General features: G+C 70.2%; 14 protein-coding genes. 6 read left to right on the top strand and 8 right to left on the bottom strand.

Annotated elements, in window-relative coordinates; translation table 11 throughout:
* Positions 1-975 precede the first annotated feature (975 nt).
* Positions 976-1,755: a Fic family protein gene (locus E1294_RS32225; RefSeq protein ID WP_132514739.1), complete on the bottom strand. Its 780-nt coding sequence runs from the start codon at positions 1,753-1,755 to the stop codon at positions 976-978.
* 356 nt (positions 1,756-2,111) lie between these two features.
* Here E1294_RS32225 and acs point away from each other — a divergent pair, with 356 nt between their 5' ends.
* From acs to E1294_RS32205, 4 genes are all read left to right on the top strand, one after another.
* The gene (gene acs, locus E1294_RS32220) at positions 2,112-4,085 is read left to right on the top strand and encodes an acetate--CoA ligase (protein ID WP_132514737.1); all 1,974 of its coding nucleotides are present in this window, start codon (positions 2,112-2,114) and stop codon (positions 4,083-4,085) included.
* Positions 4,086-4,405: 320 nt separating this feature from the next.
* On the top strand, positions 4,406-4,846 hold the full coding sequence (locus E1294_RS32215) for a phage holin family protein (protein WP_132514735.1): 441 nt from the start codon (positions 4,406-4,408) through the stop codon (positions 4,844-4,846).
* On the top strand, positions 4,836-5,756 hold the full coding sequence (locus E1294_RS32210) for an alpha/beta fold hydrolase (RefSeq protein ID WP_132514733.1): 921 nt from the start codon (positions 4,836-4,838) through the stop codon (positions 5,754-5,756). Before E1294_RS32215 ends, E1294_RS32210 begins: the two co-directional genes overlap by 11 nt.
* A complete protein-coding gene (locus E1294_RS32205) occupies positions 5,753-6,196 on the top strand; it encodes a DUF309 domain-containing protein (RefSeq protein WP_132514731.1) in 444 nt (147 codons plus the stop codon). Before E1294_RS32210 ends, E1294_RS32205 begins: the two co-directional genes overlap by 4 nt.
* Before the next feature lie 15 nt (positions 6,197-6,211).
* On the opposite strand, the gene E1294_RS32200 is transcribed toward E1294_RS32205, so the two are convergent.
* Positions 6,212-7,405, bottom strand: coding sequence for a MarP family serine protease (locus tag E1294_RS32200; protein ID WP_132514729.1), 1,194 nt, complete (start codon positions 7,403-7,405; stop codon positions 6,212-6,214).
* Between the two features lie 82 nt (positions 7,406-7,487).
* On the opposite strand from E1294_RS32200, the gene E1294_RS32195 reads away from it, so the two are divergent.
* A complete protein-coding gene (locus tag E1294_RS32195) occupies positions 7,488-8,000 on the top strand; it encodes a HEAT repeat domain-containing protein (RefSeq protein WP_132514727.1) in 513 nt (170 codons plus the stop codon).
* Positions 8,001-8,010: 10 nt separating this feature from the next.
* Here E1294_RS32195 and E1294_RS32190 read toward each other — a convergent pair whose 3' ends face one another.
* Positions 8,011-8,658, bottom strand: a complete 648-nt coding sequence (locus E1294_RS32190; protein ID WP_132514725.1) for an NUDIX hydrolase — start codon at positions 8,656-8,658, stop codon at positions 8,011-8,013.
* A 40-nt stretch (positions 8,659-8,698) separates the two neighbouring features.
* Positions 8,699-9,421, bottom strand: a complete 723-nt coding sequence (gene nth, locus E1294_RS32185) for an endonuclease III (RefSeq protein ID WP_132514723.1) — start codon at positions 9,419-9,421, stop codon at positions 8,699-8,701.
* Between the two features lie 324 nt (positions 9,422-9,745).
* Here nth and E1294_RS32180 point away from each other — a divergent pair, with 324 nt between their 5' ends.
* Complete coding sequence (locus E1294_RS32180) at positions 9,746-10,426, top strand: Crp/Fnr family transcriptional regulator (RefSeq protein WP_132514721.1); 681 nt, start codon at positions 9,746-9,748, stop codon at positions 10,424-10,426.
* Between the two features lie 9 nt (positions 10,427-10,435).
* Here E1294_RS32180 and E1294_RS32175 read toward each other — a convergent pair whose 3' ends face one another.
* The 4 genes from E1294_RS32175 to sp36 are packed head-to-tail and all read right to left on the bottom strand — an operon-like array spanning position 10,436 to position 12,695.
* Positions 10,436-11,227, bottom strand: coding sequence for an MBL fold metallo-hydrolase (locus E1294_RS32175; protein ID WP_132514719.1), 792 nt, complete (start codon positions 11,225-11,227; stop codon positions 10,436-10,438).
* Complete coding sequence (locus E1294_RS32170; protein ID WP_132514742.1) at positions 11,224-12,030, bottom strand: NUDIX hydrolase; 807 nt, start codon at positions 12,028-12,030, stop codon at positions 11,224-11,226. Before E1294_RS32170 ends, E1294_RS32175 begins: the two co-directional genes overlap by 4 nt.
* A gap of 54 nt (positions 12,031-12,084) precedes the next feature.
* Entirely contained in the window at positions 12,085-12,543 is a 459-nt protein-coding gene (locus tag E1294_RS32165) for a RidA family protein (protein ID WP_132514717.1), read from the bottom strand.
* Entirely contained in the window at positions 12,540-12,695 is a 156-nt protein-coding gene (sp36, locus tag E1294_RS53130; RefSeq protein WP_165959776.1) for a Sp36 family protein, read from the bottom strand. Before sp36 ends, E1294_RS32165 begins: the two co-directional genes overlap by 4 nt.
* Between the last annotated feature and the right edge of the window lie 109 nt (positions 12,696-12,804).

The raw sequence follows: 12,804 nt of genomic DNA, 5'->3' as shown, positions 1-12,804 counted from the left end.
GGCGGGGACGTGGGCCACGTCGAGCTGGGCGCCGGCCGCGGCCGCGATGCGGACCAGGTCGTCGAGCAGAGCGTGGTCTTCGGTGATGACCAGGGGACGGTGCATCCGGGCCTCCTGCGTGGGTGGGAGGCCCACCTTGCTGGAGGCGGCACGGGCGCCGGCCGGGCGAACGCGATTCTGTGGACGGGGACACGGCGGGCCCGCGATTCTGTGGACGGAAGCACGGCCAGCCCCATACGGCTGTGGAAGGAGGCACGGCCGACCCCATACGGCTGTGGAAGGAGGCACGCCACGCCCGGAGGCTGCGGAGGGGGAACCGGCACGCCCGTAAGGCCGTGGACGGTGAACGTCGCGGCCCGGGGAGCTGCCGGGGCGAAGGCGGAAAAGGGGCGACCCCCGCCGGGGGGGAGAGCGGGGGTCGCCTGATCGGTCCGGCTCCGGGGGGGTAGAGCCGGTCCCGTTTCAGAAGAAAGCTTTCATCACTTCACCAGCACCTGGCAAGGCACATGCAAACGCATCGCGTGCACGGTCTCCCCAGTTTCTGGTGATACCACCGTATGCTGCCCGATCGACTCAAGTTTCGTCGAGGAGCAATCCTGCATTTTCGCCAAGTTTTTTCGTTGCGACATAACGATCACATAAAGGCAATCACTCTCCGTGATCATCACGACCCGGCAACCGCTTCGGCACGCGACGTCCGCGACGCCCCCATCGCCGGGTAAAGGTCTTGGTCCGAGGGGTTCCCATCAGGGCACATCCGTCGTAGAAAGGGATTACGGACCACTTGTCCGGGTGCATCAGCCGGGTACCCACGCGCGACCAGCCGCGGGAGGCGCGTCGTGACGGGCTTGACCCGCTCCGACGGATATAGGTGCACGCTTGGTAACCCGGTGTGATGCACCGGCTGCGGCGTCTCTTGACGGAGACGCCGTCAGCTATGTCGGGTTCGCCCCAAAGGGTCTCGCATGACCCCCGTCAGCCTCTCAGCATGGCCTCGCAGATGGCCGTGGTCTCGCGCGCTCCGAGGGTTACCGCGGAGGCACACTGTTGTACCCACCGGCTCACACCCTCCGGCGTGCCGCTCGAGTACGCCCGCAACCCCTCCGCGTACGGCAGCTCCAGCCGCCCCACCTCGACGGCCACCAAAGACTTGGGGTCGAGCCCGAACTCGACCAGCGTCAGCCGTTCGGCCGCACGTGCCACGACCCCGTCGGCCGTGCCGAAGGGCCGCAGCACGGCCAGCTCCGCGTGGATCACGGCGGCCAGCACGATCGCGGGCGCGCTCGTGGGCCGTTCGAGCAGGCCGAGCAGAGCCTCCATGCGGGTCGCCGTCTCGCCGGCGCTCGGCGCCGCGCCCAAACGCAGGGGATCGGGGACCGTGTCGAACGTGCGCGGCCGGCCGAGAGCGGCTTCTGCCGCGAGACCGGCGGCCGCCACGGTGTGCAGCCGCGCCAGCACCTGCCGGGGGGCCTTCCGCCAGGTCGGGCCCATGCGGCCCACCTCCACTGACGCGCGCAGCGCCCCCTGGACCAGGGGGTCGTGCACCTCGTCACGGCGCAGGGCGTCGAGGGACACGTCCACGCCTTCGAGCGCGGCCGACGCGCGCGCCCCGCGCAGCGACGACTCCGCGGACACGGCGGGGCTCGCCCGGCGCAGGACGCGGTGGCGATAGAGCCGGTCGACGGCCTTGCGAGCCTCGTCGACCGCCTCGGAAACGCCGGGGAACCGCGCGATGACGGTCAAGGGGTCACTCACGGAACCCGACCCTACCTGCGGGTAACGCGCCCCCCGCCACCGCGGCGCGGTGACCGAGCGTGCTCGCGACCGGACGCCATGACGACCGCAAGGAGAGAAAGCCCCGGCAACATCACGGCTCCAGGGGGCCCATAAACCCCCGAACCACCCCCCACCGCACCCGAGCAATCGCGCCGGCGCGTATTCTTCGGATTTCGGGATGACAACGTTTCAATTGCGTTTGTCATGCAAGTTGGTAAGTACGCGCGCCCATGGAGCCGGACGGTACAGACCTGTCTAGACCTCTTGTGTGCGGAGGTCGTGAGCTGGTGAAGTGGGACACGACCTATCCAATCTGGCCATAGAAGGAGCACGAGGTGGCCCCGGAGACCCCTGGTAACGAAACCCAGGCGCTGTCCAACCTGCTGCAGGAGAACCGCCGGTTCGCACCTCCGGCCGACCTGGCGGCGGCCGCGAACGTGACCGTCGCCGCATATGACGAGGCCGCCGCCGACCGCCTCGCCTTCTGGGAGGGCACCGCCGAGCGGCTGACCTGGGCCAAGAGGTGGGACAACACACTCGAGTGGAACGCGCCGTTCGCCAAGTGGTTCGTCGGCGGCGAGCTCAATGTGGCCTACAACTGCGTCGACCGGCACGTCGAAGAGGGACGCGGCGACAGGGTCGCCTATTACTGGGAGGGCGAGCCCGAGGGCGACACCCGCACACTCACCTACAACGATCTGAAGGCCGAGGTCGGCAAGGCCGCCAACGCCCTCCACGAGCTCGGGGTGCGCAAGGGCGACCGGGTCGCCATCTACATGCCGATGATCCCCGAGCTGCCGATCGCGATGCTGGCCTGCGCCCGCATCGGGGCCGTGCACTCGGTCGTTTTCGGCGGGTTCTCGGCCAGCGCGCTCAAGAGCCGCATCGACGACGCCGACGCCAAACTCGTGATCACCGCCGACGGCGGCTACCGCCGCGGCAAGCCGAGCGCGCTCAAGCCGATCGTGGACGAGGCCGTCGCCGAGTGCCCGCAGGTCGAGAACGTCCTCGTCGTGCGCCGCACCGGCCAGGACGTCGCCGTCACCGACAAGGACCTGTGGTGGCACGACGTGGTCGACCGCCAGAGCGACGAGCACACCGCCAAGCCCCACAGCTCGGAAGACCCGCTGTACATCCTCTACACCAGCGGCACCACGGGCAGGCCCAAGGGCATCCTGCACACCTCGGGCGGCTATCTCGCGCAGACCGCCTGGACGCACCACGCGGTCTTCGACCTCAAGCCCGAGACCGACATCTACTGGTGCACGGCCGACATCGGCTGGGTGACCGGCCACTCCTACATCGTGTACGGTCCCCTCGCCAACGGTGCCACCAGCGTCATCTACGAGGGCACTCCCGACACCCCGCACCGCGGCCGGTTCTGGGAGATCGTGCAGAAGTACAAGATCACGATCCTCTACACGGCGCCCACGGCGATCCGGACGTTCATGAAGTGGGGCGACGACATCCCCGCCAAGTACGACATGTCCAGCCTGCGCGTCCTGGGCTCCGTCGGCGAGCCGATCAACCCCGAGGCGTACGTCTGGTACCGCGAGAACATCGGCCACGACCGTTGCCCCGTCGTGGACACCTGGTGGCAGACCGAGACCGGCGCCATCATGATCAGCCCGCTGCCGGGCGTGACCTCGGCCAAGCCGGGCGCCGCGATGCGCCCGCTGCCGGGCGTGGTCGCCGACGTGGTCGACGACCAGGGCAACAGCGTCCCCAACGGCGGCGGTGGCTTCCTCGTGGTGCGCGAGCCCTGGCCGGCGATGCTCCGTACGATCTGGGGCGACGACCAGCGCTACATCGACACCTACTGGAGCCGGTTCGAGGGAATGTACTTCCCCGGCGACGGCGCCAAGAAGGACGAGGACGGCGACCTGTGGCTGCTCGGCCGCGTGGACGACGTCATGCTGATCTCCGGCCACAACATCTCCACCACCGAGGTGGAGAGCGCGCTGGTCAGCCACTCGAAGGTGGCCGAGGCGGCCGTGGTCGGCGCGACCGACGCGGTGACCGGCCAGGCCATCGTGGCGTTCGTGATCCTGCGCGGCACCGCGGAGGAGAACGACGACATCGCCGCCGACCTGCGCAACCACGTGGCCAAGACGCTCGGCCCGATCGCCAAGCCGCGCCAGATCCTGGTCGTCCCCGAGCTGCCCAAGACCCGGTCCGGCAAGATCATGCGCCGTCTCCTGCGCGACGTGGCGGAGAACCGCAGCATCGGCGACGTCACCACACTGGCCGACAGCACGGTGATGGACCTGATCTCGGAGAAGCTGCCGTCCGCGAAGTCCGAGGACTGACACAGTGAAGGACTGACACGGTGAAGCGAGGGCGCATGTTTCCGTGACGGAAGCATGCGCCCTCTGCGTACGCCCAGGCGGCACAAGCGTTATCTTGGCTGATCGGGTAGTTCTGGGAGTGATGGCGAGGCTCGCACCCGGTAAGTTCCTCGGCGTGTTCGGCCGGCGTCTGGCCGTCGGTGCGGCTCGGCCTGGCAAGACTTGCCGGAGGAGCTCCACCGGCGTGACGGGCGGCCGTGCCGCTTCACGTGCCGGGTGCGCAGGCGGCGCATCGCTGGATGATGTTTGACACGGCCACCAGGCCTCGATAGGAGACGTTCATGCCGCAGACTCCCGAGGAAGAATCCCTGGGCTCGCTGATCGCCCGGGCGAGCGATCACATCTCTGAACTCGTCCGTTCGGAGATCAAGCTGGCCAAGGCCGAGTTCAAGTTCGACGCCAAGCGGGTCGGCATGGCGGGTGGCATGTTCGCCGCCGCCGCCTTCATGGCTCACCTGTGCCTGATCCTCGCCTCGTTCACGATCGCCTACGTGCTGGCGCAGTGGATGCCCCAGTGGGCGGCCTTCCTCATCGTGACCGTGTTCTACCTGCTGGTCGCGGGACTGCTGGTGTTCATCGGGATCCGCAGGCTCAAGGGCCTGGCCGGGATGAAGCGCACCACCAGGTCGATCAAGGGCCTGAGGGAGATCGCCATCCCGGAGGACCAGACGCTGCCCGCGCTCAAGCCTGATCGCGAGCCGGTGACGCGTGATGGCGCCTGACGAGTCGGTCGTTCAGATCGAGGGGCCCTGGACGCACCGCTCGGTGCACGCGGGCGGCACCCGCTTCCACGTCGTGGAGGCGGGGCAGGGGCCTCTGGTGATGTTGCTGCACGGGTTCCCGCAGTTCTGGTGGACGTGGCGCAACCAGCTCGAAGCGCTGCCCGCCGCCGGCTATCGAGCGGTCGCGGTCGACCTGCGCGGCTACGGCGGCAGCGACAAACCGCCGCGCGGCTACGACCTGCCGACGCTGGCGGGCGACGCGACGGGGCTGATCCGGGCGCTCGGCGAGACCGGGGCGATCGTGGTGGGGCACGACTGGGGTGGGCTGCTGGCCTGGACGATGGCCGTGCTGGAGCCGAAGTGCGTACGCCGGCTCGTCACCGTGTCGGCCCCGCATCCGCTGCGGCTGCGCGGCGCCCTGGTGACCGACCCGTTCGGCCAGCTCAAGGCGAGCATCCAGGCCCTCGGCTTCCAGCTGCCGCTGCTGCCGGAGCACCTGCTCACCCGCCGCGACGGGAGGCGCGTCGGCCGCTTCCTCGACGAGTGGTCGCGCCCCGGCTGGCCGGAGCCCGAGGCCGCGCGCACCTATCGGGAGGCGTTCCGCATCCCCACCGTGGCGCACTGCGCGCTGGAATACCACCGCTGGCTCGGCCGCTCCCAGCTCCGCCCCGACGGCCGGCGGTACGCCAGGGTCATGCGCACCGAGATCGAGGCGCCCACGTTGCAGGTGCACGGGGCGCTCGACCCGCGGGTGCTTCCACGCACGGCGCAGGGTTCGAGCCGTCACGTGGCCGCCCCCTACCGGTGGCGGCTGCTCGAAGGGGCGGGGCACTTCCCCCACGAGGAGATTCCCGACGTGTTCAACCAGGAGTTGCTCGGCTGGCTGGCCGACCCGGAGCCCGACCGATGAGAGACCGTGACCCCGAGGGCCGCCCACGCAGCGCCAGGCCGCGCGACGCGTACGGCAGGCCGCTCCCCTATGGTGCGCCCGGCATGCCCCGGGTGCCCGACGACTATGCGCCCACCACCGAGCAGGCGCTGGCGGACGGCCGTCGTTTCCTGCGCGACGGCCTGCCGTTCAACGCCCACGAGGTTTTCGAGGGCCGCTGGAAATGCGCGCCGGAGGACGAGCGCGACCTGTGGCAGGGGCTCGCGCAGATCTGCGTCGGGCTCACGCATCTGCAGCGCGGCAACGGGCGCGGCGCGGTGACCCTGCTCAGCCGCGGCGCCGCCAAGGCGCAGTCGTACGGCGGCGCGTACGACGCGGTCGGCAGGGCCGCCTCCGGCCTGAGCCAGGACAGCGACCCCGGCGAGGCCGTCGCCCTGATCCTGGCCGAGCTCCCCGGCTGAGGCGGGAGGCGCAGGTCAGTCGCACTCCTGCGTGCTGGCCGGCGTGGTGTCGTTGCGGCCCCTGGCGGCGTCGGGAGCGACCTCTTCGGCTGTCAGGACGTAGCCCGTCTCCTCTTCGTTGATCGCGGCGGCGAAGATCACGCCGTAGACGCGGCCCTCGGGCGTGAGCAGCGGCCCGCCGGAGTTGCCCGGCAGGACCTGGCCGCGGATCGCGTAGACCTTGCGCGTGACCGTGGCCTCGCGGTAGATGTCGGGGCCCTCGGCGTCGAGCTGGCCGCCGATCCTGGCCGACACGGCGGTGAAGCCCTGGCCCTTGGGGAAGCCGGCCACGATCGCGTCGTCGCCGCGCCCGCCGTCGCCGTCGAAGGCGAGCTGCGGCAGCCTGAGCCCGGGGACGTAGAGGATGGCGATGTCGCGCCGCGGGTTGTAGCGCACCACCGCGGCCTTGTGCCGCGTGTTGGTCGAGTCGATGATCTGGAGGTCGCGCGTCACGCCGGCCACGACGTGGGCGTTGGTCATGATCCGGCCGGGCGCGTAGACGAAGCCGGTGCCCTCGATGTGCTTGTTGCAGCTCTGCGCGTTGCCCTGCACCTTGACGATCGACCGGCGCGCCCTTTCCAGCTCGTCGCCGCCCTTCAGCACGCTCTGGTCGGGCGGCGGCACGTCGATGATCGTGCCGGCGCCGATGGCGTCGAAGACGGGCGGGAACTCCGAGCGGTCGATGAACTTCTTGAACGGCGCCTGCCAGTTGCGCGCGGCCTGCGGGATCGCGTCGTCGACCGTGGTCAGCAGCGCGGAGTTCTTCACCTGGTCGACCAGCGGGGTGAACGCGGTGGAGACGATCAGCGACCCGATCAGCCAGGCGATGACCAGCACGGACAGGGCGCTGGCGAACGTGCCGCCGACGGCGTCGGCCACCCTGGCGGGCTCCCACGTGACGTGGCTGCGCACGACGGCGCCGAGCGTCGAGGAGGCGAACTGGCCGATGGTGGCGGCGAGGAAGACGATCACGATGGCGAGCAGCGCCTGCGGGGTGTCGCCGTCGACGACGGCCTTGGAGATGGGAGGCGCGATGAAGACGCCCAGCACGGCCCCGCCCACGAACCCCACGAAGCTCATCGCCCCGATGATGAACCCCTGCCGGTATCCCGAGATGCCGAACGCGATCACGAGGCCGATCAGTATGAGGTCAAGCAGATCACCGCGCACGCTTCAAAGGTAGCCAGCGAGACGGTCAAGTGTGAACGTGTTCCGCCAGGACGGTGTCACCCTGCTGACTATCTTGGGCGCTATGCCGCCGGCCGAGGTAACAGTGCGCGATCTCATCGAGGCAGCTCTGCACGACACCGATCCGGACGGCCCGTTGCGCTGGCATGTGATCTCCATCCTGCGCCAGCGGAGCGACCTGGAGTCGTTCATCGAGGCACGCCGGTTGTGTGCCGGGGACACGGTCGCCGAGCGGCTGCTGGGCGTGGACATCATGGGCATGTTGCAGCCGTTCGTGGACCGGACGCTGCCGGTGCTGCGCTATCTGGCCGCCAGCGAGGACGACGCCATGGTGCTCTATTCGGTGCTGATCGCGTTCGGCCACCTGGCCGACCCGCGTTCGCTGCCGTCCGTGATCGATCTGGCCGGCCACGGCGACGCCAGAGTCAGGTATGGAGCCGCGTACGCGCTGCAGCACGTGCTCGGCGAACCGCCTGACCGCGCGGGGCTGGAGACGCTGCGCGCGCTGGCCGCCGACAGCGACGCCGACGTGGCCGGCTGGGCCTCGCTCGGCGTGGCCCTGCGTGCGGCTCCGTGAAAGCGGCACGCTAGTCGCGGGCCGCCACGTTGACCACCTCGGGGGGCGGGTCCTCCACCTGCGCGGGGTCCCACGGCCGGTCGAGCCCCGCCTCGCGCAACACGGAGTCGAGCACCATCGCGGTGAACCCCCACACCAGCATCCCGCGCACCCGGAACGCCGGCCCGACCATGCCCCGGGGGTGCCGCAGCGAGATGCGGTTGCCGGGATCGACCAGCTCGGCGATCGGCACCCGCTCGACGGAGTCGACCTCGTCGGGTGAGGCGGCGTGAACCGCGGACGGCTCGCGCCACCAGGCGATCACGGGTGTGACCCGGTTGTCGCTGAAGCTCAGGTAGAGCTCGGGCATCGTGCCCAGCACGTGGATGCCGGCGGGATCGACCCCGGTCTCCTCCTCGGCCTCGCGCAGCGCCGCCTCGACGGGACCGGCGTCCTCAGGGTCGACGCCGCCGCCGGGGAACGCGGGCTGGCCCGGGTGCCTGCGCCCGCGGGTGCTGCGCTGGATGAGCAGCACGTCTGGCCCGAGCGGCCCGTCGCCGAACAACATGAGCACCGCCGCCTCCCTCCCGCCCGTCACGGGTGGCCGCAGAGCTTGGGGCACTCGGGTCCGCTGTGCCTGCGCTGCCAGTGTGCCGAGCCAGTCGGGCACTTGTGTCACGCATCCTCCAACACGTCGCGTGGTCGATCACTTCCCCTCATCAGGAGAAGGGGCCGTTCCTGACAAGCTTCGCCGCCTCGGCGGCCGCCATGGGGCCGGTGCCGTACGAGGGGCAGAGCGCGGCCAGCGGGCAGACGCCGCACGCGGGGCGCCGGGCGTGGCAGATGCGACGGCCGTGCCAGATCACCCGGTGGGAGAAGATCGTCCACTCGCGCTTGGGCAGCAGCTCGCCCACGATGTGCTCGATCTTGACCGGGTCGGTCTCGTCGGTCCAGCCGAAGCGGCGCACCAGCCGCTGGAAGTGGGTGTCGACGGTGAGCCCCGGCACGTCGAACGCGTTGCCCAGCACCACGTTGGCCGTCTTGCGGCCCACGCCGGGCAGCTTGACCAGGTCCCGCAACCGGCTGGGGACCTCGCCGCCGTGGCGTTCGCAGATCGCCTGCGCCATGCCGATGATGCTGTTGGTCTTGGCGCGGAAGAAGCCGGTCGAGCGGATGATCTCTTCCATCTCGGACCGGTCGGCGGCGGCGTAGTCGGCCACCGACGGATATTTCGCGAACAGAATGGGAGTCACCATGTTGACCCGCTTGTCCGTGCACTGCGCGGACAGGATGGTCGCCACCAGCAGCTCGAGCGGGTTGGTGAAGTCGAGCTCGCAATGGGCGTCAGGATAGGTCTCCGCGAGGATGCGGTTCATCTTGCGCGCCCGCCGCACTCGTGCGAGCTGGGTCTCCGGCTTGCGCCCCGCCGCGTTCGTGGCCATGCCGCAAGAGTAGAAGCTCTGGGAGGCGATTGAACCCGCGACGCCTTTTCCGGCCGCCCGTCTGGCCGCCGGCGGCCGAGCAGTGCCGCGGGGACGCCCGAGGGCCGTGGAGGCGCTCAGAGTCCTGCTCGGGCAGAGCGTGGCGGCGGCGATGGCCTCAGTTGACGGCCTCCTGTCGGGAGCCCAACGGCGCGTCGGGTAACTTTCCTCCCGGAATCCGGTAATCCCGATCAACGCGGGCAAGCCCGGAACACCCCGGCATTCCCATAACCTGTGTGTGCCGCCCGAAGTGGGGTGCGTCACAATGGCAGCAGAGGAGGCAGTGTGAACACCGAAGATGTGCTGGGCAAGGCCCCCCTGTTCGCCGCGCTGGACCGCGAGAGTGCCGCGGCGCTGCGCACCAGCATCACCGAGGTCCAGTTGTCCAAGGGGCAGACGCTCTTCCACGAGAACGAGACGGGCGACCGGCTCTACGTCGTGCTGGACGGCAAGATCAAACTGTCCCGCACGTCGCCGGACGGGCGGGAAAACCTGCTCAGCGTGCTGGGGCCGAGCGAGATGTTCGGTGAGCTGTCGCTGTTCGACCCGAGGCCGCGCACGGCCACGGCGACCGCGCTGACCGAGGTGCGGCTGGCCGGGCTCGGCCACGACGACCTGCGGCCCTGGCTGACCGGCCGGCCCGAGGTGGCCCTGCACCTGCTGCGCGCGCTCGCCCAGCGGCTGCGCCGCACCAACGACGTGCTGGCCGACCTGGTGTTCACCGACGTGCCGGGGCGGGTGGCCAAGCAGCTGCTCGACCTGGCCGAGCGGTTCGGCATCAAGACCGACGACGGCATCCGGGTGCACCACGACCTGACCCAGGAAGAGCTGGCCCAGCTCGTCGGCGCCTCCCGCGAGACGGTCAACAAGGCTCTGGCCGACTTCGCCCAGCGCGGCTGGCTGCGCATCGAGGCCAAGGCCGTGGTCATCCTCGACATCGACCGGCTCCACAACCGGTCCAGATAGCCTCGCCGGTCAGGAGGCGTCGAGATAGTCCAGCTGGGCCAGCACCGACATCTCCGCCGCGGGCCAGAGCGACCGGTCGACGTCGGCGTACACGATCGTGACGATCTGGCGTGCCGTGCGCGCGCCCTGCTCGCGCGCCGCTCTGATCTGGTCGAGCCGCTCGCGCCGGTGCGCGATATAGCCGTCGAGCGCGCCGATCGGGTCGGGCAGCACCGGCCCGTGGCCCGGCAGCAGCGCCCGCGCCTCCAGGCTCTCCGCCGCCGCCCTCAGCCGGTCGAGGCTGCGGAGATAGTCGGCCAGGCCGCCGTCGCGGGCGATGATCGTGGTGCCCCTGCCGAGCACCGTGTCGCCGGTCAGCATCGCCCTGTCGGCGGGCAGCCAGAAGCACAACGAGTCGAACGAGTGGCCAGGCGTACCATGTACGTGGATCTCCAGCCCCGCCACGGTCACCACGTCGCCGTCGGCGAGGCCCTCGTCGCCCAGCCGGTGGCGCGGGTCGAGGGCCCGCACGGGCGCGTTCACCATCCGGGCGAAGCGTCTGGCGCCGCCGCTGTGGTCGAAATGGCCGTGGGTGAGCAGGATCTCGGTGACGCGGCGCTCGCCGAGATGGTCGCGTACGCGCTGAAGGTGCGACTCGTCCTCAGGCCCCGGATCGACGACCACCACCTCCTCGCCCGCGCCGATCACCCACGTGTTGGTGCCGTCGAGCGTCATGGCGGAGGGGTTGGGGGCGAGCAGGTTCTCGGCGTGCTCCGTACGGGATCCGTCGGGCGTGCCGATCGGGATGTGCAGACCGCTCACGGAGCCATCACCAGCCGCATCTCGCCCCCGATCTCGACCGCCCTGGGCATGATGCGCACGATCTCCCTGGGCGCCGCCAGAACGTCGCCCACGCTGTCGCAGGCCGCCAGCTCGGTGAGCGTACGGTGCGTGGGCGGCATGAGGAAGATCTCCCCTTGGCGCGCCAGCTCGACCGCCTCGGCCGGGCGCTGCCACACGACCTGGTCGGCCTCCCCGCCCACGTCACGGGTGCGCTGCCCGTCGGGCAGCACGGCGGCGAAGAAGCGCGTGTCGAAGCGTTTGCGCTCGATCTCCGGCGTGATCCAGTGCGCCCACGGCTTGAGCAGGTCGGAGCGGAGCACCAGGCCGCGCCAGGCGAGGAAGTCGGCGAAGGCCAGGCTCCTGTCGATGAGGGCGAGCCGGTCGGCCTCCCAGTCGTCGCCGGTCGTGTCGGCGACCACGGAGCCGGGCCCCGGCCCTGCCAGCAACACGCCCGACTCCTCGAACGTCTCCCGTACGGCCGCGCACACCAGCGCCCGCGCCAGCCGCTCGCTCGCCTTGAACACCGCGCCCCACTCCGCGGGAGACGGCCCGGCCCAGGCGACCGCCTGGTCGGCGTCGCGCTCGTCCACGGAGCCGCCGGGGAAGACATACGCGCCCGCCGCGAAGGCCATCGTGGACTTGCGCCGGAGCAGGTAGACCTCGGGACCTCCGGCTCCGTCACGCAGGATCACGACCGTGGCGGCGTCCCGCGCGGGCACGGGCTCGACCCGTCCGGCGAGAACGTCCCGCGCCCGCGCGGCGAGCTCGGCTGGAAGCGGAATTCCGGTCACCTGACCTCCTTAGAACATCACTCGGTCATGGTGACATATCCCGATTCAGGCCACTTCGGCGATCAGCTCCACTTCCACGGGCGCGTCCAGCGGGAGCACGATCACGCCCACCGCGCTGCGGGCGTGCTTGCCCTGCTCCCCGAAGACCTCGGCGAGCAGATCGCTGGCGCCGTTGGCCACCTGCGCCTGCTCGGTGAAGCCGGGCGCGCTGGCCACGAACACCACGACCTTGACGATCCGCCGCACCCTGGACAGCTCGCCCAGCTCGGCCTTGAGCCCCGCGACGGCGTTGAGCGCGCAGATGCGGGCCTGCGCCCGGCCCTCGTCGACGCCCAGGTCGACGCCGAGCTTGCCGGTCTGGTGCAGCTTGCCCTCCAGCATCGGCACCTGGCCCGAGGTGTAGACCAGGTCGCCGGTGCGCACGGTGACCACGTAGGAGCCCACGGGCGCGACGGGCGGCGGCAACGTCAGGCCGAGCTCTTCGATCTTCTGCTCAGGCGTCACTGCTTCTCCCGCTTGAAGTAGGCGACGAGCTGCTCGGGCGTGGCACCCTGCAGGATCTGGACCAGCTCCCAGCCGTCAGCGCCGAAGTTGTCGAGGATCATCTTGGTGTTGTGGATCAACACCGGGGCTGTGAGATATTCCCATTTCTTCATGGCTGTCAGCGTCTCACAAGAACCGTCATCACCACCTTCGACCGACGCGGCGCCAGTGTGAGCAATCTCAAAGGGTGGTCGTCGGCTTTCGACAAGTGACCGTTCGGTA

This window comes from Nonomuraea diastatica (assembly GCF_004349015.1).
GTDB lineage: Bacteria > Actinomycetota > Actinomycetes > Streptosporangiales > Streptosporangiaceae > Nonomuraea > Nonomuraea diastatica.
The sequence above is the reverse complement of the archived record's forward strand: the minus strand, read 5'-3'. Positions and strand labels throughout refer to the sequence as shown.

Bases quoted from the DNA above. Each gene is read 5' to 3' on its own strand.
- E1294_RS32205 (WP_132514731.1), top strand. From the start codon at position 5,753: ATGAGAGACCGTGACCCCGAGGGCCGCCCACGCAGCGCCAGGCCGCGC.
- E1294_RS32210 (WP_132514733.1), top strand. From the start codon at position 4,836: ATGGCGCCTGACGAGTCGGTCGTTCAGATCGAGGGGCCCTGGACGCAC.
- nth (WP_132514723.1), bottom strand. From the start codon at position 9,421: ATGGCCACGAACGCGGCGGGGCGCAAGCCGGAGACCCAGCTCGCACGA.
- sp36 (WP_165959776.1), bottom strand. From the start codon at position 12,695: ATGAAGAAATGGGAATATCTCACAGCCCCGGTGTTGATCCACAACACC.
- E1294_RS32195 (WP_132514727.1), top strand. From the start codon at position 7,488: ATGCCGCCGGCCGAGGTAACAGTGCGCGATCTCATCGAGGCAGCTCTG.
- E1294_RS32215 (WP_132514735.1), top strand. From the start codon at position 4,406: ATGCCGCAGACTCCCGAGGAAGAATCCCTGGGCTCGCTGATCGCCCGG.